The organism is Belliella filtrata (assembly GCF_022549775.1).
Lineage (GTDB): Bacteria > Bacteroidota > Bacteroidia > Cytophagales > Cyclobacteriaceae > Belliella > Belliella filtrata.
The window spans coordinates 31,636-50,605 of sequence record NZ_JAKZGP010000018.1; the positions used below are offsets into that span (position 1 = coordinate 31,636).

At 38.4% G+C, this 18,970-nt stretch carries 16 protein-coding genes; 7 read left to right on the top strand and 9 right to left on the bottom strand.

Annotated features, from left to right (window positions below):
- Positions 1–183: 183 nt before the first annotated feature.
- The 4 genes from MM239_RS08850 to MM239_RS08865 are packed head-to-tail and all read left to right on the top strand — an operon-like array spanning position 184 to position 2,288.
- Positions 184–1,143: a CobW family GTP-binding protein gene (locus tag MM239_RS08850; RefSeq protein ID WP_241347846.1), complete on the top strand. Its 960-nt coding sequence runs from the start codon at positions 184–186 to the stop codon at positions 1,141–1,143.
- On the top strand, positions 1,140–1,661 hold the full coding sequence (dcd, locus tag MM239_RS08855) for a dCTP deaminase (RefSeq protein ID WP_241347847.1): 522 nt from the start codon (positions 1,140–1,142) through the stop codon (positions 1,659–1,661). Before MM239_RS08850 ends, dcd begins: the two co-directional genes overlap by 4 nt.
- The gene (gene yidD, locus MM239_RS08860) at positions 1,658–1,897 is read left to right on the top strand and encodes a membrane protein insertion efficiency factor YidD (RefSeq protein WP_241347848.1); all 240 of its coding nucleotides are present in this window, start codon (positions 1,658–1,660) and stop codon (positions 1,895–1,897) included. The genes dcd and yidD overlap by 4 nt, the downstream gene beginning before the upstream one ends.
- Entirely contained in the window at positions 1,884–2,288 is a 405-nt protein-coding gene (locus MM239_RS08865; protein WP_241347849.1) for a Fur family transcriptional regulator, read from the top strand. Before yidD ends, MM239_RS08865 begins: the two co-directional genes overlap by 14 nt.
- A 4-nt stretch (positions 2,289–2,292) precedes the next feature.
- Here the strand turns inward: MM239_RS08865 and MM239_RS08870 are convergent, their stop codons facing one another.
- A complete protein-coding gene (locus tag MM239_RS08870) occupies positions 2,293–2,688 on the bottom strand; it encodes a phosphoribosyl-AMP cyclohydrolase (protein ID WP_241347850.1) in 396 nt (131 codons plus the stop codon).
- Between the two features lie 61 nt (positions 2,689–2,749).
- Complete coding sequence (gene mog, locus MM239_RS08875) at positions 2,750–3,277, bottom strand: molybdopterin adenylyltransferase (protein WP_241347851.1); 528 nt, start codon at positions 3,275–3,277, stop codon at positions 2,750–2,752.
- A gap of 353 nt (positions 3,278–3,630) precedes the next feature.
- Between mog and MM239_RS08880 the strand changes: the two genes are divergently transcribed.
- Both MM239_RS08880 and MM239_RS08885 read left to right on the top strand, forming a co-directional pair.
- Positions 3,631–4,803: a molybdopterin molybdotransferase MoeA gene (locus MM239_RS08880; RefSeq protein WP_241347852.1), complete on the top strand. Its 1,173-nt coding sequence runs from the start codon at positions 3,631–3,633 to the stop codon at positions 4,801–4,803.
- A gap of 5 nt (positions 4,804–4,808) precedes the next feature.
- Positions 4,809–5,396, top strand: coding sequence for a molybdenum cofactor guanylyltransferase (locus MM239_RS08885; protein WP_241347853.1), 588 nt, complete (start codon positions 4,809–4,811; stop codon positions 5,394–5,396).
- Between the two features lie 49 nt (positions 5,397–5,445).
- Here MM239_RS08885 and MM239_RS08890 read toward each other — a convergent pair whose 3' ends face one another.
- From MM239_RS08890 to nirB, 4 genes are all read right to left on the bottom strand, one after another.
- Entirely contained in the window at positions 5,446–6,129 is a 684-nt protein-coding gene (locus MM239_RS08890; protein WP_241347854.1) for a response regulator transcription factor, read from the bottom strand.
- Between the two features lie 23 nt (positions 6,130–6,152).
- Positions 6,153–7,964, bottom strand: coding sequence for a sensor histidine kinase (locus MM239_RS08895; RefSeq protein ID WP_241347855.1), 1,812 nt, complete (start codon positions 7,962–7,964; stop codon positions 6,153–6,155).
- 202 nt (positions 7,965–8,166) lie between these two features.
- The gene (nirD, locus tag MM239_RS08900) at positions 8,167–8,547 is read right to left on the bottom strand and encodes a nitrite reductase small subunit NirD (RefSeq protein ID WP_241347856.1); all 381 of its coding nucleotides are present in this window, start codon (positions 8,545–8,547) and stop codon (positions 8,167–8,169) included.
- 189 nt (positions 8,548–8,736) lie between these two features.
- Positions 8,737–11,235, bottom strand: a complete 2,499-nt coding sequence (nirB, locus tag MM239_RS08905) for a nitrite reductase large subunit NirB (RefSeq protein WP_241347857.1) — start codon at positions 11,233–11,235, stop codon at positions 8,737–8,739.
- Between the two features lie 187 nt (positions 11,236–11,422).
- On the opposite strand from nirB, the gene cobA reads away from it, so the two are divergent.
- Positions 11,423–12,187: a uroporphyrinogen-III C-methyltransferase gene (gene cobA / locus MM239_RS08910; protein WP_241347858.1), complete on the top strand. Its 765-nt coding sequence runs from the start codon at positions 11,423–11,425 to the stop codon at positions 12,185–12,187.
- 61 nt (positions 12,188–12,248) lie between these two features.
- Here cobA and MM239_RS08915 read toward each other — a convergent pair whose 3' ends face one another.
- The 3 genes from MM239_RS08915 to MM239_RS08925 are packed head-to-tail and all read right to left on the bottom strand — an operon-like array spanning position 12,249 to position 18,578.
- Entirely contained in the window at positions 12,249–13,706 is a 1,458-nt protein-coding gene (locus MM239_RS08915) for a rubredoxin (RefSeq protein ID WP_241347859.1), read from the bottom strand.
- Positions 13,706–17,209: a nitrate reductase gene (locus tag MM239_RS08920; protein WP_241347860.1), complete on the bottom strand. Its 3,504-nt coding sequence runs from the start codon at positions 17,207–17,209 to the stop codon at positions 13,706–13,708. Before MM239_RS08920 ends, MM239_RS08915 begins: the two co-directional genes overlap by 1 nt.
- A gap of 25 nt (positions 17,210–17,234) precedes the next feature.
- Entirely contained in the window at positions 17,235–18,578 is a 1,344-nt protein-coding gene (locus MM239_RS08925; protein WP_241347861.1) for an MFS transporter, read from the bottom strand.
- Between the last annotated feature and the right edge of the window lie 392 nt (positions 18,579–18,970).

An 18,970-nucleotide genomic window follows, 5' to 3' on the forward strand; every position in this document is an offset into this window, starting at 1 on the left:
ATCCCTTTGTTTTATTGCGAATTTTATAGCAGTAATGTATAATCATTACATAACATGCAACAAAGTTGCATCTATAAATTTTAAATTGCAAATGGATTGGGTAAAAAAGGATGAGACCTTTTATTTAATGCAACATTGTTGCATTTATTATAAATATAGGATATCTTGCCGTAAAAAAGGAACATGTCCAAAAGAATCAAAACCTATCTTCTTACAGGATTTTTGGGAGCAGGAAAAACAACTCTTTTAAACCACCTGTTGTCTAGAAGTAAATCAGCGTTCAACTATGTAATAGAAAATGAATTTGGTAAAAGTTCAGTGGACTCAGCACTGGTCACCAAAAATTATAACAAATTGTTCGAATTGAACAATGGTTGTATTTGTTGTTCCCTAGACAATGAGCTGATCGAAGTAATGTCTCAAATGATTCAGGCAGATGTCCAGCCAGACAATTTGTTTATAGAGGCCTCAGGTGTGGCAGATGCAGGACAGTTGGCATCAATATTTAAGCGTGAGGACGTGATGCAATACTTTGATTTTCAACAGGTAGTTTGTTTGATAGATACCGAAAATTTTGAAGACAGGGTAAAAGAGGTTCCAGAAATGTACCGTCAAATTGTGGCTTCAGATTTGATTTTGATTAATAAAACTGATTTGGTACAAAAAAAATATGCTGCATCTGTTAAATCAGATGTTGAAAAAATCAATCCTCTTGCAAAAATCACACTTACCACATTTGGGAAATTTGATTTTGAGCTGTTGGATACAAGTACTGACAGTATCCTTACCCAGGTAGATCATTCAACACTGGATGCAATTAAGCCTGTTCACCGCATGAAAAGCATCGCTGTGGAAGTACCTTTTGAATTTGACAGAGATCAACTTTATGCTGTACTTTCCACTTCTATTTTTTTATACTACCACCAGCTGTACAGAATCAAAGGCTTTGTAAGGCTAAAAGGGGAAGAACAAGCTGTTTTGGTTCAGTCGACTGGAAACAAGCTTACAATTTCCAAACAGAAAAGGAAAGATGAATTCCCAAAATTGGTATTGATTTTCATCGGTCGAGATATTGAAAGAAAAGGTATCGAAAGGCTTATTCAAAATGCAATTACCACCAAAGTAAATACCCCTACCGTATGATCTTAAGTGGCGTAGAAATCAAAAGTCGGCTAAACAAAGATATATTTATCCATCCTTTTAGTGATAAAAGGATTAATCCAAACAGTTACAACCTCCGCCTTGACAACAAGCTGCTGATTTACAGAGATGAGGTTTTAGACATGAAAAAACAACATGCTAAAGAAGAAATCATTATACCAGAGAAAGGACTAATACTGGAACCTAACAGGTTGTATCTGGGTAGAACAATAGAATATACTCGAACGGAGAATTTAGTCCCAATGCTTGAAGGAAGGTCATCAATTGGACGATTGGGACTTTTCGTACATATCACTGCAGGCTTTGGGGATGTAGGATTCAGCGGCTACTGGACATTAGAAATTTTCTGTGTACAACCCATAAAGATTTATGCAGGAATAGAAATTTGTCAAGTGTATTATCATGATATTTCAAAACCCTTTGAAACTTACAGCTCAGGAAAATACCAAAACAATGATGCTATACAGCCAAGTATGCTTTATAAAGATTTCAAACCATGATTAAGTGGCTGTTCATATTGCCTGTTAAGCTCTATCAATGGTTCATCAGTCCAATGTTTCCATCTTCTTGTAGGCATCAACCAAGTTGCTCAAATTACATGATTCAGGCCATACAAACCCATGGTGCTTTTGCTGGACTGTGGCTTGGTTTAAAGAGACTTTCTAAATGCCATCCTTGGAGTACTCATGGCTATGATCCAGTTCCAAAAAATTATAAACACAATGGAAAAATTTAAAAACATCCTGAAAATGCATGGAATCAGGCCCAATAGCAATAGGGTAAGTTTACTCAAGCATTTGACTGAAAACAACAAGGCCTACTCCTTATGCCAACTTCATCAATTGCTCAAGGAGAAAATGGATAGAACCACAGTATACCGTATTTTAATACTTTTGACAGAAAAAGATATACTTCAAAAAATCCCCTGTACTGACGGAAACCTCCTTTTTACACTTAAAACTACAAATAAAGAAATCAAAAACAGTCCCAAATTCAGGTGTAAATGCTGCCAGAAAGTTGAAGTCCTTCCAGATTTACCCATCGAATACCTTAATGATTTGACAGGAAAAAACATCAACTTCGAGACTATCGCCGTAGAAGGTTACTGCAAAGATTGTCATGTATAATCATTTAAGGTTCTAAAAAATCCAATATTTGGTTTTCTACATTGACTGACCTGTAAAAACAAGCCTTTCGGTTGTTTCCTTGTTTGTTAAATGTATGACAAACCCCACCTTTTTCCAAGATAACCTGATATACCAAAGCATCCTGATCACAGTCTATGAGTACCTTTTTTACCAGCAACCGGTTTCCTGATGATTCTCCTTTAACCCACAGTTTTTTTCTTGAGGTACTGTAAAAAGCCGCAATTTTATTTTTTAGCGTAAATTCTAACGCCAGCTTATCTACAGAGGCCATCATTAAAATCTGACCTGAGCCAAATTCCTGAACTGCGACAGGAAGTAGCCCGCCTCTTTTGGAAAAACAGGGGGTTAATTGATTGATTTCTTCCAAATTTTCATCCATTGTTATCTAATTTATAAGTGTATTTTCCTGATTTGAATGATTCATTGCTATTAAAAAACCGCTAGGTTTTTAGCCTAAAGACTTTAATCTTAGATTCATCGCATTCCAAATAGGAAGCCCCTATCAATTCTAAGCAATAGGGAATTGCAGGGAAAACGGCTTCGAGACATTGACGTATTGCAGATGGCTTACCAGGCAAATTGACAATGAGACTTTGCTTATAGATTCCTGCAGTCTGCCGAGATAAAATCGCCGTTGGCACATACTGCATGCTCACCTGACGCATCAATTCCCCAAAGCCTGGTAACATTTTATCACAAACCTCTTCAGTAGCTTCTGGTGTTACGTCCCTTGGTGCAGGACCAGTACCTCCTGTGGTGACGATCAAAGCACATTGCTCTACAGCCATTGATTTCAAGGTAGAAACGATATTTTCTTTATCATCTGGGATCACCTGATAAATCGGCTCCCAAGCCCCAACAAGCACCTCCTCAAAAAAGCACATTATTTCTTTGCCTGAAATATCTTCATAAATGTTGGCTGCTGCTCTATCTGAACAAGTAAGTACACCAATTTTGATTTTATCCATTGTCTAAAATAGTTCAATAATAATTTAAATGCAACATTGTTGCGTATACAGGTATTTATTTCTTCGAGAATTAATTTTTTTGACTTTCTTTCACTAATTACCTGCGAGTAAGGAGTGGTTTGCTATAATACCGACCCATCTTTCTGTTTATCAAGTATTGTTGTCAAATTCAAAATAGAAAGCTTTCAGAAACCTTCAATAGAAATTAAGTGCAATTCATAAGCTGAAAACAGAGAACACTTGCTCTAATAGCGTAATATTACTTATTTTTTTAAGTACTATTACTTGTATTTACTTATTTTTTTTTAATTTAGTGCAGTGATTAGACACTTCATATCTAACAAACTCGAGTAATGATTAGCGTACAAGAAGCAAAATCGATTCTGAAAAATACCTGCCCTATAGGAGCTTGTGAACTGCAAGACCTTAACCTCGCCGTTGATAGCATCACCGCTAAACCTATAAAGGCTTCAATTGAAACCCCTGCCTTTGACAACGCTGCAATGGACGGTTATGGCATTGCCTGGTCTTCTGATGACAACTATCAAGTCGTCTCAACTATTCAAGCGGGTTCTAAAAAAATCAATAATATAGCCTCAGGTCAGGCCTGTAGAATTTTTACAGGTGCAAAAATACCTCAAGGTGTAGATACCATAATTCCCCAAGAATTGATCAAGAGAAAGGAAGACAGGATATACTTTGACAAACAAAGAATTCAAAAAGGAGCTAATATAAGGCTAAAGGGCTCTCAAAACAGGGCTGGAGATACGCTAATTGACCAAGGAGTGCTTATTACTCCTGGCATTATGGGACTATTAGCTTCAGTAGGTATAGACAAAGTGCCTGTCTATAGAAAACCATCTATAGGTATAATTCTTACTGGAAATGAAATAAAAACAGTAGGTACTGAACTTGAAGAGGGTGAAATCTATGATGCGAATGGACCGATACTTAAAGGCTTTCTACGTCAACTTGGGATAAATACTGTGGAAACGGTTAACCTGAAAGATGATGAAAAACTAACTTCCCAAACCTTGGTTCGCTTTCTAGCTAGCCACGACATCATCATCGTGTCTGGTGGAATTTCTGTTGGAGAATATGATTTTGTAAAACAAGGTATGGATCAAGCTGGTGTGGAAGAATTGTTTTACAAGGTAAGTCAAAGACCAGGAAAACCATTTTATGCAGGGGCTAATTCAGGTAAATTGGTCTTTGGACTACCAGGAAACCCTTGTGCTGTCTTCACTTGCTTTTCACAATATATCAAACCATCAATTTTACAGTGGATGGGGCATTCTGATTGCTGGGAACCTTCGGGTTTCTTACCACTAGAAAATACATTCTCTGGGAAAAATGGATTTACTCATTTTTTAAAAGCTAAAAAATCACAAAATGGAGTGTCAATTCTTTCTGGACAAGAATCATTTAATCTTATAGCTTATGGAAAAGCCAACGTTACTGTCGAAATTCCAGCAGAACATACCATCAAAGCTGTTGGAGATCGGGTAGCATACTACAACTGTTAGAAACAATGGATCCAAAAAGCATAGAAGCATTCATATTGGCTGGGGGTAAAAGCTCTAGAATGGGAGAGGATAAAGGACTTGTGAAAATTCTGGGTAAAGCCATGGTTCAACACCTCATTGAGAAATTGAATCATCTTCACATCCCTTGCAACATCATCAGCAACAAAGCAAATTACAAACACTTTGAAAGCCCATGCTTTGAGGACATAATTGAGAACCGAGGTCCTCTAGGTGGACTATTTACAGCCCTATCATTTTCCCAAAAAAAGCACATCCTCCTTTTGAGTTGTGACATACCATTGATCCCAATACAAGCTTTGACCTATTTGCTAGATAAGTCCTTGGAACAAAGAATCAATGTCAGCTCAATAGCGGGCAGGTATAATCCCCTATTTGCTATTTATCCAACATCAGTATTGGAAATGATTGTTACTTGCTTAAGAAGTAATAAGCTAAAAATGCAAGATTTTATAAAAAAATCGATTCATCAAGAAATTCCATTGGATAAATTGGTGGCACCAAGCCCATTTTTATTTACAAACTTCAACAGCAAAAAAGATTTAGAAATCATTCCTTCTGGATTGGTTTTATGAGCTTAGATTTTTTCACCCTCACCATAATCCCAATTGAAAATTACTTACCCTATTTTAGCCCTATGGCTCTCATCAATTCACCTTCTTCATCTACTTTTTTGATCAACTCAACTACATTATTGACTTTAAGCTTTTTCATGATATTGAAACGATGTGACTCAATGGTTCGAACACTTTTTCCAGAAGCAGCTGCGATATCTTTATTGCCTATTCCTTGATAGATCTGCTTTAAGATCTCCTTCTCCCTCTGAGTCAAATCATAGTTTTTCTCTTTGCTATTTCCTGAAGCTGTATTTTTGGTATTCACCTTATTCAAATAGGAATTGACCAAAACATTGCTAATATCTCCACTAAAATACTTTCCCCCATTGAATACCAGCCTGATCGCTTTTAAAAACTCTTCTTTGGAAGTATCTTTTAGCAAATAACCTGCAGCTCCAGACTCCACTGACTTGATGATATAGTCCTCATCGTTGTGCATGGATAAAACCAGTGCTTTGGTATGTTGCGAGTAAGCATGTAGTTTGCTTGTAGCCTCTAAGCCATTCATATTAGGCATTCTAATATCTATGATCAAAATATCTGGATTTTCGGCTTTCACCACATCCAATGCTTCCAAGCCATCAGAAGCTTCACCAACCACTTTAATTTCCTCTTCACTTTCCAGAAGCATTTTTATCCCATTTCTTACCACCACATGGTCATCAGCTAGCACTACTCTTATGTTTTCCATAAAATTATCTTTGGGTTTAAAACCTAATTTTCCAACTCAACTTCTACTCTTATACTTGTACCATTGCCCAATGAGGTAATTAATTCAAAATTACCATTTATAAGGCTTACCCTCTCTTTGATATTGAAAATCCCATGACCTGAAGCCGTGAAGTGCCCATCTTGCTTAAGCTTTTCATAATCAAAACCAATCCCATCATCTGCCACCTCAATGTGAAGAAATTTTGCATTGTGGGACAATTTTATGGTGATTTGAGAAGCATCTGCATACTTAATAGCATTGTTAACTGCCTCTTGTACGATTCGGTAAAGGTTATTTTCTATTTTTGAATCTAGTCTGGAGATAAATCCTGATAGATTTTCGAAAATAACGGGAATTCGTGAAATCTTACTCATTTCTTGACTGAATTTATTCAATACAGAGGCAATACCGTGGTCAGACAGGATCACAGGGGTCAGGTGAAATGAAACCCTGCGAACTTCTTTGATTACTTTACCGATCAACTCTTTGGACACATCTAGGCGAATCACTTCTTGCTGAGTTTTAACATCGTTGATCCCATCTAAGCTATATTTTAGTGCAGTGAGGTACTGCCCTATTCCATCATGTAAATCCCTTGATATCCGCCTTCTCTCTTCTTCTTGCCCTTCCAAAATAAGCGAAGACCGATATTGTTGTTCTTTAAGTTTCTTCTCAAGATTTTCGCGGTGAATCTCTTGAGACCTGGCCCGTGCCTCCTTCACTGTAGTCATGTCAGTGGCTGTAAAAAGTATCTCTGAAACCTCTCCTGACTTCTCTAGCAAAGGTGTTAGATTCATATCCAGCCAAATGAAATCCCCTTCTTGATTAAAAAGGCGTAATTCTCCTTCCCAAGACAATCCTTTAGACAAAATCTCTTGAATTTTTGACACATAAATCTCCTCTACACCTTGCTGAACCAACCAATCAAAAAAGTTTTGAGGTGGATTTGAGAATTGCATGACGTCTTTAAAATGTGCCGAGATCAACTTAAATTCCCCTTGAATTTCAAATTTACCAAAGACTTGTAATTCATTAAGAAGAGGCTCTGTGTCAACTATCTCTAGGTAAGAATTCACTAAAGTTTCATACAAGGAGGACAGTTCCAATGCCATTGACTTTGCCTTGGCCTCTCCTTCCGACAATTTGATGAAATTATCTCTTATCAAGACAGCAGAAGGCCAAAATATAAACCTAACTTCTATTAAAATTAAAAGGAATGTAATCCCAAATAGCCAAAATTCCACTTTTCGCAAACTCAGTACTTTTTGATGGGCATTTCTATCAAAAGTGTATACTATTTGATCCATTCCTGTCAAAAACACCCTTTCATTAGCAAGAATTTGATTGATCCAGAGGTCATCATAAGCATTGGGCACTCTTCCTTGCTCCACCCAGATCAATATGTTGGATACATTGTCAACAATTGCATCAAAATTTTCTTGGATCTGCTCAAAGTAAGTCTTGATTTTGGCATCCGAGATGCCTTTCAAACCTAAATTAGTTTCTCCAAACTGTAGTGCTTGGTGTGTTTTTTGCCAATCCAGTAAGCTTGATTCAATTTCAGTTTTGTATTCATTTACCAGCACATTATCATCCACTGTTGTCAAAATCAAAGCCGCTTTTGAAATTCTTTGGCTAAGCATACGCTGTCTTCCCGAAAGGTTTATTTCAACAGAATCGGAGGTTTGCATGGATATATGATGTTGAAGGAGTGCTTGACTAACTACGATAGTCAATGCTATTGCTGATAAAGCAATAAGATATCTCCAACGTAAATTTTCAAAGGTCAGGCGTCCAGAAACCACTTTCTTCATGTTAAAAACTATTCAATAAGATCAAATTTAGGTAATAATACTTAAAACCTACCAATTAAATTAATAATATACCCAGTAACACCTGCAACGCAAGGACTAAAGCTAAACTTTTGCTTTTCTTGATGCCAGAGGGTAAGTAGCTGCAAGCTTTTACATGCTCATTTTTAATTTCTAAGAAAGTAAGAGAAAGAAGCAAAGAAGTTTAATAGCTACTATCAAAACCTACGTATACATGTCCTTCCTCAACTTTGACTGGAAAGGTTTTGATGCAATACGCCTCCTCATTCAGGCTTTCTCCTGAATGCAATGAAAAACTTTTTTTATGAAAAGGACAAGTCACTTTTGGTTCATCTTTACATGACCCTGTAAGTCCTCTGGCCAGTGCCATTTCTTTTTTATGTGGACAAAGGTTTTGGCATGCATACCATCGCTGTTTGTTATCAAAGTTGAAAACAGCCACCTGATAGCCTTTGTATTTTATACAGGCCCCACCATCGTCTGGAAAGTCACTTATCGCTGCGGCTTTAAACCAAATAAGGGAATCTTGTTGTTTTGAACTTAATTTTTCTACTAATGCTGACATGAACATGTATTTTTAGAAGTTTAGAAATTTTCTAGCATAAAAATGCTTAGACAGTAAAATTTAAAGGTTTTTGGGCTATGCTAATAGACTAAAAGCTATGCTTCGAATTAGGAATAAGTCTGAATTTCATTGCAAATCAATCGCTAGTTATACAATAATGTTTCTACTATTTTATTATTCGTGATTTATTCAATCCTGTGAAAGCGCTGGTATTTTTTGGCCTCTTAGTGCTTTGAATTTGATAGAGGGGTCTCCTTCATTTGAATTGACAAAAGGCTTGAATTTAGCTCTCAATTCAGGATTGTTGACGACTTCTTTCCATTCACATGCATACGTATCAATCACAAACTGCATTTCCTTTTCCAACTCCTCCCCTATACCCAATACATCATTTACTACGACATCTTTTAAATATGCTATACCACCTTCTAACTTATTTAGCCACGTAGCAGTACGGTTCAGCGGCTCTGCTGTCTTGATATAGAACATCAGAAACCTATCAATGTATTTGATGCAGGTTTCACTATCAATATCGTTTGCCAGTAATAGCGCATGTTGTGGCTTAGTGCCTCCATTGCCACATACATATAAGTTCCACCCTTTCTCAGTTGCAATGATCCCAAAATCCTTACTCTGTGCTTCTGCACATTCTCTGGTGCATCCAGAAACTGCACTTTTTAGCTTGTGAGGAGACCTAAGTCCTCTATACCGCTCCTCTATTTCTATTGCAAAGGAGACAGCATCCTGCACGCCGTACCTGCACCACATAGAACCAACACAACTTTTGACCGTTCGCAATGATTTACCATAGGCATGTCCACTTTCAAAACCTGCATCAATCAATCTCTCCCAAATATCTGGTAGTTGCTCTACCCGTGCACCAAACATATCTATGCGTTGACCTCCTGTGATTTTTGTGTATAAGCCGTAGGACTTGGCTATCTCTCCTATGACTATTAACTTATCAGGAGTAATCTCACCGGCAGGGATTCTAGGAACTACAGAATATGTCCCACCTTTTTGGATATTTGCTAAAAATCGATCATTGGTATCCTGAATGGTATCTTGCTTGGTGATGTGCTCATTCCATGTACTGGCCAATAAGGAAGCGACCAACGGCTTACAGATTTCGCAACCATCTCCCTGTCCCACCTCTGTGAGCAAAACCTTAAAGGACCTTATTTGCTTCACTTTGATGATATCTAAAAGCTCTTGCCTAGTATACTCAAAATGTTCACAAACAACATTTTTAACCACCTTACCCATGGTTTTGAGCTGATGCTTTAGCAAATCATTCATCAAAGGAAGGCAGCCACCGCACCCTGTTCCGGCTTTAGATTTTGATTTTAACTGACCTATATCTTCAATTCCACTTGCTATGATTCCACATAGCGCTGATTTACAAATGTTTTCACAAGAACAAATTTGAGCTGAATCAGGGAGCGCATCAATGCCTAATCCCGATCCTGCTGTCTGGTCTCCCCTGCTTCCTAATATAAGATCTTCAGGATTGGGTGGTAATACCAGTTGATTTTGTACGATTTGCAAAAGCATGCCATAAGACGAAGTGTCCCCTACCAAAACCCCACCTACAAGTCTTTTTCGTGCTTTGGAAATATTAATTCTTTTATATATCCCTTTTACCTTATCCTCAAAAACAATGGTTTCCACTGGCTCTGATTCACCTAAGGGATCTCCAAAGCTACCTACCTCCACACCTATCAACTTTAACTTGGTGGACATATCAAATGATGTGAATGGTGTCACTTCTTGTCCCATCAGCTGATTAGCAACCTGCCTGGCCATTTCAACACCAGGAGCAATCAGACCATAAACAATGCCTTCAACAGATGCCGCCTCTCCTATTGCAAAGATGTAAGGGTCGGAAGTTTGCAACTTATCATTAACTACAAATCCACCTCTATCATGAACTTGAAGACCACAAGTTTGTGCCAATTCATCTCTGGGTCTAATGCCCGCTGAAATGATCAACATCTCCGTTTCAAGGGAGGTACCATCTGCAAAGGCTAAACCTGCTATTGCCTTGTTGCCAGTAATCTCGGTAGTCATTTTACTCAAGTGAATCTGAATTCCCAGTTGTTCTAACTTAGTTTTTAACAAATGAGCCCCAGCTTCATCCAATTGTCTAGGCATTAACCTACTTGCAAATTCTACTACATCAGCGCTCAATCCCATGTCTAAAACAGCTTTTGCAGCTTCCAACCCTAAAAGCCCTCCTCCAATCACTGTTGCACTTTGAACCTGTTTACCATAAGACATGATATGTTCTAGATCTTCCAAAGTCCTGTACACAAAAACTCCTTTTTTGTCTATTCCTTTGATGTTGGGAACAAATGCACCTGAGCCAGTAGCCAGGATTAAATAATCATAAAAATAGGTTTCCCCTTTATGTGAAATAACAGCTTTTGACTGCCTATCAATACCGACGATAAGTTCTTTGATTCTTAGGTCAATGCCATGCGCTTCATACCAACTCAATGGTGCCATGTACAATTTTTCAGCATTTGCCTCTGAAAAGTATGAACTCAAATGAACCCTATCGTAGGCAGGCCAAGGTTCTTCTCCAAACACAGTTAGTGTATAATGTGCTGCGTAATTTGAAGCTACCAGCTTTTCACAAAACTTATAGCCAACCATGCCATTTCCAATTACAATGATCCTTTTCATTTCTATCAAATTTTATTCAAAATGTAAATATTCAAAGCTGAAGTCTTGGAAGTTCCACAAACCCTATTAAGACGATTACAGTACATACACTTAACTTCTCCGCTAATTTAAGATATAATTTTAAAATAAATAAGTATTTTTAAGTATTTTTACTTAAATTTATACGCAGAAACCAAAACCAAAGGTTATGAATACGGAAGCAAAACTTACTTTAGTGGGTGCTGGACCGGGTGATCCAGAACTGATCACCTTAAAAGGTCTCAAAGCAATACAATCAGCCGCTGTTATCCTTTATGATGCATTAATCAACGAGGCATTGCTAGATCATGCCCACCCAACCTGCTTAAAGGTTTTTGTGGGAAAAAGAGCAGGACACCATTATAAGCAGCAAGGAGAAATCAATGAAATGATTGTAGGCTATGCACGGGCAATGGGACATGTGGTAAGGTTAAAAGGTGGAGACCCCTTTGTATTTGGTAGAGGTCATGAAGAAATGGAGTATGTTTCAAGCCATGGAATTCCAAGTACTTATATTCCTGGAATTAGTAGCGCATTATCAGTACCAGGTCTAGCTGGTATTCCGATCACCAAAAGGTTGATCAATGAAAGCTTTATGGTAGTTACTGGAACTTTAAAAGACGGAAGCCTTTCAAAAGACATCAAAGCGGCTGCTCAGTCAAATACCACAGCCATCATTCTGATGGGAATTAACAAGCTTGATCAAATCATAGAAATCTTCAAAAATGAGAGAGGAGGTAATGAGCCTATCGCATTGATTCAGCAGGGATCACTTCCTCAAGAGAAGTCTGTATTTGGAACACTTTCGGCTATTTCTGATTTACAAAAGAATGCGCAAATTGCAGCACCTGCTATTATTATCATTGGACAAGTTGTAAAAGAAAAAATCGAGCAAAAAAGCTATTTGATAAACCAAAAATTTCAGACTACTTAGCAGTGGAGACATTTAGATTGTGTTCAAATCAACTATACACAGCTGCATTAGGGCATGCTTCTCAAACTTCCCGATAGGCAGATTTCGGGCTATCACAGACAGGGCAGGAATAATCCTGTCCCAGTTTTGAAAAAGAAGTCCCTTCTTGTATCCCAGATGCAGGATCACCAATCGCTTCATCATAGACAGTAAGACAAGAAGCGCACTGAAATCTCTTAAAACGATTGGTGGACACCACTTGAACTTCCTTTTTTCTCTCTAACATCAGTTTATCCTCATCCCATTGATCATAGTACTTTTGACTCAATTCGATTAGCACAGTGGGCACTACGGCAAGTGGAATATTTTTCACAAAATAGAAGTACTCCGATTGATTGGGATTGAAGCCCTTCGCATACATCACATTAAATGTAACAGGATCTTTATCGCTTGACCCTATACATTTTTCAATTACTATCGCTGTAAAAAGTACCATGCGACTTACTTTGATTGAAAAAGACAAACCATAAGTGCTAATATCTTGCTTATCAAGTGCTCTTACAAGGAAATCTTTGATATCTAATGCTTCTTTATTTAGGACTGGTATATGCCAATTTAGCTCAAGTGCTGAATGTCTGATATTGATACCAAATTTCCCTAGGAGCTTTTCCCAACTCAGCCTCTCTTTCTCTGAGATCCCCCTAACAATCAAAGACTTCCATGGGGTCAAACTCAGGGTACCAATATTGGTCTCCATACATAACTTACATAAGGCTTTTAAAAAACTTATGCTAAACTTATTGTTGCGCCAATAAAGCCCCAACCAATATTTCCCTCCAGCGATCCTATTCATCCCTTCATAATAAGGAGTTATCGTTTCTGTAAATTGGAGCTCTTCTTCCCATGGATGGCAATTGAGTTTCAAGCCTTCCATTGCTTTTTGGTATATGGATTCATAGCCTAGGTTGGATGCTAACGGATCCAAATCTTCAATCCTCTTGGCTATTTGAGCTAATTCAAATCCAAAAAACAGCATGGGTGCACACCAAGGCTTTTGGTTGATTTCAGAGAACCTCAAAAACATGTACCAATAATTCTCTTGTCTAGAAGCCACAAAATTCACATTTCCAGTAAATAAGGGCACTAAGTTTTGAACTGGGTCTGTAATATTAATCTTTAACTTTGGCTGGTAATCAAAGGTATCCAAAATATAATGATAAATATGGGATGCCAACCACTGTGTAGTCGGCATAACGTCTAAAGAAGTATAAGAGGTCACTATATTTTGATAAGCCTCTTTGTCTGTGTCATATCCAATATTGATAGACTGAAAGGTCTTATCTAATACCTCTACATGTTTTTTGACCACAGGGAAAAGAATATCTTGTCTTGAACCAAGATGCACATAGGCACTACCCTGCTCATGAGCTACTTGAATGATTTTATTGAAATCTCCTGGAGATATAATCCCCCCCTTGACAAATACCCTAACCAAGTCTGACTTTTCGATAGGCCTTAAATCATCCTTATTTTCTACCATCACACTGTTTGTAATTGACTATTTTCTAAAAGTAAATTTTTAATTTCTGGCTTGCAACTTCCACAACCTAAACCCGCTCCTGTTACCTGACAAATCTCTTGAAGACTTTGTACTCCTTGTTGAATCGCGGCTTCAAGGTTACCCTGACCTACATTGCCACAGGTACAAACAAGCTTACCGATGGGAGCTGCGTGACTAGATTTACCCCTTAGCAATTCTTTCCTTTTGTCCGAAAGCTCTATCCGATCTTCGATTAGGCTCTTGAATTCGGAAAACTCTGACTTATCACCTAACAATATAGCTCCTACCAACCTATCTTGATAGACAATGCATTTTTTATAATACCTTTGAGAGGTATCCATAAGTAATATTTCCTCATACCCCTCTTGGTTGGCTGGCACTTCAGGAATACCAATTGAACAAAGGTCTAAGTCAGCAAACTTCAATATATTCATGGGAACCGTTCCTTCATAGGCACTCAGTTCATCTCCATTGATGTATCTTGCCGCTACTTCTGCATGCTGCTCAGCCGCAGCCGTGATACCATTGAGCCGTTGATTGTATTCTGCTATTTCACCCAAAGCATAAATATAAGGATCTGAAGTCTTCATGTGCTGATTGACTTTGACACCAGCCCCACTCGCTAAACCTATCTCTTTGGCTAACTCCATATTGGGTCGTGTACCTATGGCATAGACTACAGCAGAGCAGTCCAAAACAGCACCACTTTTGAGGTGTACTTTAAGCCCCTGTGGATTTGCTTGTTCTAGTTTATACACTTGATTATTCAAGTATAAACTTACCCCCATCTCTTCAATTTTATCTTTCAACAGGGCACTAGCGACTGGATCCAGCTGCCGTTCCATCAACCTTGAGGCAAGCTGAATCACAGTCACTTGTATATCAATTTCGCGAAGTGATGCTGCTAGCTCTAAACCTAACAATCCCCCTCCAATGATCACTACATGTCCTTTTCCATTGAGGTAATTCACCAAATCATCGGCGTGGTTTTTACTCCTCATGGTAAAAATGCCCGGCAAATAAACAGGAACATCTGCTGGTACAAATGCCCTACTTCCTGTGGCCAATATCAATACATCATAAGGGTGTTGGTTTCCTGACTCATCTAGGACAAATTTATTTTCAGCATCAATTTGCTCAATTCCATTTTTCACAAATAACTTAACATTGAGTTGCTCTAGCTCCCCCACTTTGAGCTTTTGAAGCTCTGCCCAAGTTTTGTGTTTAGATACATAATCTGGCAATAGGACTCGGTTATAGAAAGGGTGTTCTTCTTTGGAAAATACTGTAATTTCATCAACATCATTCAATTCTCTATAAGTCTGAATGAACCTGTAGGAAGCAGCGCCTGCTCCTACCACTACAATTCTTTGTTTTGGCTTTACAAATTTACTCACTTGGACAGCCGTATATTTAAAATCCGGCTGCTTGGAAATTGGATCTATGGCATTTCCAGTGAGGTTATTGGTTCTGGCAAAGTCACTTCCAAAAATTCTTCCCCAGTGCATGGGCAAAAAAACCACCCCTGGCCGAATATCAACTGTGATTTTTACAAGTAATTTTACTTTTCCTCTGCCTCCAATCACCATGACCGTGTCGTTTTCAACCAGCTTTCTTGCTTGAGCATCCAAGGGGTGAATTTCGAGATATGGTTTTGAAATGTGCTGCTTCAATTTATTGACTTTCCCTGTTCTGGTCATCGTATGCCATTGGTCTCTGATTCTTCCTGTAGTAAGTACAAGAGGAAATTCCTCGCTTAAGGGCTCATTTGTTGCTATATTTTCTTCAACACTGATTTGTGCACGCTGATTTGCCGTGAAGAATTTCTTATCTAAAAACAGGCGTGTTGTCCCTTTACTAGCTGTTGAAGTGAATGGCCATTGGACTGTACCTCTTTCCTTTAGCATAGCATAACTCAATCCTGACACATCTATGTTGGTACCTTTGGTAAGCTTACAGTGCTCCTGAAAGACCTCTGACATTTCACCATAGTCAAATCCCTTAAACCCCATCATTTTGGCAAATCGAATGATTATCTCCGCGTCTGGCAAGGCTTCACCTGGTGCTTCTTTGACCTTTCTGAGGTAAGAAACTCTCCTTTCCGAATTAGTCATGGTTCCCTCCTTTTCTGACCAACCTGCTGCCGGTAAGACCAAATCCGCATAAGGTATAGCTTCTGCCTTATTAGAAATGTCTTGAACTACTACAAACTTTGCATGCTTCAAAGCTTTTTCAACCTTGTTGGTATCTGGAAGACTTACCAAAGGATTGGTGCAAATAATCCAAATGGCCTTCATCTCCCCTGATTCCAGTGCATCAACCATTTGTGTGGCTGTAAGACCAGGCGAAGCAGCGATATCCTCTACGCCCCAAAAATCAGCAACTTCCTTTCTGTGTTTTGGGTCTGCTAGCTTACGATGTGAAGACAACATGGTGGCCATCCCTCCAACTTCTCTTCCTCCCATGGCATTCGGCTGTCCGGTAAGGGAAAATGGCCCCGAACCAGGTTTTCCTATTTGACCTGTGATCAGGTTGAGGTCAATCAATGCCAGATTTTTAGCGACCCCGTCAGCACTTTGATTGAGCCCCATGGCCCACATGGTCAAAAAACCTTTAGCTTCTCCAATATACTTAGCTGCCAATTGGATAGCTGGGATTGGTATCCCACAAACCTGCGAAGCTACTTCCAGGGAAGTTTGCATCACTTTTTCCAAGTACTTCTCAAATCCATCTGTATGATTTTCAATAAATTCCCTATCTACAGCTTGGTTTTCAATCAAGCAACGACCAATGGCGTAATATAGGATTACATCTGTACCAGGAATAAGTTGCAAATGCAAATCGGCCAATTGACAAGTTTGAGTTCTCCTAGGGTCTACGACAATGATCTTTACATTAGGATTGGTTTCTTTATGTTTTTCTACCCTTCTCCACAGAATAGGATGGCACCAGGCAGGATTAGCTCCAGCAACCATGATACAATCGCTTAACTCAATATCTTCATAAGTTGTAGGGACTATATCTTCACCCAATGTCAATTGATAGCCCATCACCGCTGAGCTCATACAAAGCCTAGAGTTTGTATCAATATTGTTTGTCCTTAAAAATCCCTTAGTCAGCTTATTTATCAAGTAATATTCTTCTGTGAGACATTGCCCAGAAACATAAAACCCTACTGAATTTGGCCCATACTTCTTTATCAGAGATGTAAACACAGCTGCAGCCCTGCGCATGGCACTTTCCCAATCCACCACCTTCAATCCATACCCCTTCCCTTCTCTCATCAAAGGAGTCAGTAACCTATCCGACTGATCTTCTACCACATAATGAAGGTTCATTCCTTTGGAGCAAAGCATACCCTGATTTACCGGATGGGTTTCATCTCCAGTAACCTTGATAGCACCTTTTTGATCACGACTGATTACCACTCCACAACCTACTCCACAATAAGAACAAGTACTTTTAAAACTTTCTGATTTCATAAAACTGATCCGTTACAAAAGCCCATTAAGCCGGCTCTAAAATCCCCTTGCTTGCTTCAATGTTCTCAATTTCTTCAGCAGCTACTTTTTCTTCTGAACTTGAAAATTTAATAACCAAAGTAGTGCTTGAAATCCCTATCACAATCAAGCCTAGTATCCAAAGAATATCAGGATAAGACAGGTTTTCAGACCTGAATAAAAACCCTGCCATTACGGCTCCAGCATTCCCCCCAGCACCCACTATCCCTGAAACGGTTCCGATGGCTTTCTTATTGATAAAAGGCACGACCGAATAGGTAGCTCCTTCAGCCATTTGAACAAACATGCTAAAAATAACCATGGTACCAATTGCCAGAAAGAGCACAGTCATTTGAGAAAAAATCAATAACGAAACCCCTTCAAGTAGCAAAACAGTTCCTAAGATCCATACCCTTCCCTTCAAACCCCATTTCATGCCAGCTTTATCTCCCAAGTACCCTCCTGTTGACCTTGCGAACAAATTCATCAATCCAAACAAACCTGCAATCAGTCCCGCTGTTTTCAAGTCCAAATTAAAGTAGTCATGGTAATAAATAGCTGCAATGTTATTTAAGGTCAACTCAATCCCAAAACAAGCCCCATAAATTAAAAACAATGCCCATACCCGCTTATCTTTAAGTGCAGTAACAAAAGCACCTTTGCTAGGTTTATCACCTTCTCTTCCTTTTATTTGATTATTTTTCAGGTCTTTGAAATTCCCTTCCGGCAAATCAGTGGTGTATTTGTAATACAATACTCCACACACCACCATCAGGATCCCAGGAATGATCATTGCCAGCCGCCAGGCTTGTCCATCAAGATAACCTAGGCTAACAAAAAGCCCAAATAATAATGGCATCACAATTTGAGTAACACCCCCACCTAAATTCCCCCACCCTGCTGAAGTAGCATTGGCTGTCCCCACAATATTGGAAGCAAACATCACTGAAGTATGGTATTGCGTCACTACAAATGCCGCTCCGATAGCACCGATAGCTAATCTAAAGATTAAAAAACTCTCATAGCTATTACTAAGTCCAATAAACATCACCGGGATAGCTCCCAATATTAACAAATAAGTATAGGTAATTCTTGGACCAATACGGTCAAGCAACCATCCAATAAACAACCTCGCGACTATGGTAACAGCTACAGATGAAATTATAATGTTTCCAATCTGGGTTTTGGTAAGCTCCAATTCTTCCCTGACCACCGCCATCAATGGCGCTATTCCAAACCAACCAAAAAAGCAAAGAAAAAAGGCTATCCAAGATAAATGAAATGCCTTCATCTGAGGAGTCTTAAAATTAAGTAAATCAATACGTGTAGCCTTGTTTGATAGATTTTTCATGGCAATAAAGTTTAAGTTGTTTGAAAATTTTTTATCTAAATGGTCAGCTTGGGTCTCTTTACTGATTGGCAAGATATAAATTTTTAACAAAATTAAGTATTTTTACTGAAAAAAATATATACATTTATTAAGTATTTAAACTTAATTATCAAAAACCATAAAATTTACGGTTAAATAAAATCAAGCAAACTATCAGCTCAAACTTAATAACAGTGTCAAAAGTGATCTTATAAAAAGAAAGCCACACATTAATAGACCTTATTATATAGTTATACTACTTAATTTATCACTTAAGAAATATCAGTAGTTACCTCAGAAGAAAGTTTGGTTTAATGAAAAAATTGATAACTCAACAACAATACCCAAAAACCATTAAGAGAATTCAATCAAAA

What these genes read in the sequence shown, in the direction of transcription:
- MM239_RS08885 (WP_241347853.1), top strand. Translation starts at nt 4,809, where the DNA reads ATGGATCCAAAAAGCATAGAAGCATTCATATTGGCTGGGGGTAAAAGC.
- MM239_RS08870 (WP_241347850.1), bottom strand. Translation starts at nt 2,688, where the DNA reads ATGGATGAAAATTTGGAAGAAATCAATCAATTAACCCCCTGTTTTTCC.
- MM239_RS08890 (WP_241347854.1), bottom strand. Translation starts at nt 6,129, where the DNA reads ATGGAAAACATAAGAGTAGTGCTAGCTGATGACCATGTGGTGGTAAGA.
- MM239_RS08850 (WP_241347846.1), top strand. Translation starts at nt 184, where the DNA reads ATGTCCAAAAGAATCAAAACCTATCTTCTTACAGGATTTTTGGGAGCA.
- MM239_RS08920 (WP_241347860.1), bottom strand. Translation starts at nt 17,209, where the DNA reads ATGAAATCAGAAAGTTTTAAAAGTACTTGTTCTTATTGTGGAGTAGGT.
- MM239_RS08915 (WP_241347859.1), bottom strand. Translation starts at nt 13,706, where the DNA reads ATGGTAGAAAATAAGGATGATTTAAGGCCTATCGAAAAGTCAGACTTG.
- MM239_RS08880 (WP_241347852.1), top strand. Translation starts at nt 3,631, where the DNA reads ATGATTAGCGTACAAGAAGCAAAATCGATTCTGAAAAATACCTGCCCT.
- dcd (WP_241347847.1), top strand. Translation starts at nt 1,140, where the DNA reads ATGATCTTAAGTGGCGTAGAAATCAAAAGTCGGCTAAACAAAGATATA.
- MM239_RS08925 (WP_241347861.1), bottom strand. Translation starts at nt 18,578, where the DNA reads ATGAAAAATCTATCAAACAAGGCTACACGTATTGATTTACTTAATTTT.
- mog (WP_241347851.1), bottom strand. Translation starts at nt 3,277, where the DNA reads ATGGATAAAATCAAAATTGGTGTACTTACTTGTTCAGATAGAGCAGCA.
- MM239_RS08895 (WP_241347855.1), bottom strand. Translation starts at nt 7,964, where the DNA reads ATGAAGAAAGTGGTTTCTGGACGCCTGACCTTTGAAAATTTACGTTGG.
- cobA (WP_241347858.1), top strand. Translation starts at nt 11,423, where the DNA reads ATGAATACGGAAGCAAAACTTACTTTAGTGGGTGCTGGACCGGGTGAT.
- MM239_RS08865 (WP_241347849.1), top strand. Translation starts at nt 1,884, where the DNA reads ATGGAAAAATTTAAAAACATCCTGAAAATGCATGGAATCAGGCCCAAT.
- nirD (WP_241347856.1), bottom strand. Translation starts at nt 8,547, where the DNA reads ATGTCAGCATTAGTAGAAAAATTAAGTTCAAAACAACAAGATTCCCTT.
- yidD (WP_241347848.1), top strand. Translation starts at nt 1,658, where the DNA reads ATGATTAAGTGGCTGTTCATATTGCCTGTTAAGCTCTATCAATGGTTC.
- nirB (WP_241347857.1), bottom strand. Translation starts at nt 11,235, where the DNA reads ATGAAAAGGATCATTGTAATTGGAAATGGCATGGTTGGCTATAAGTTT.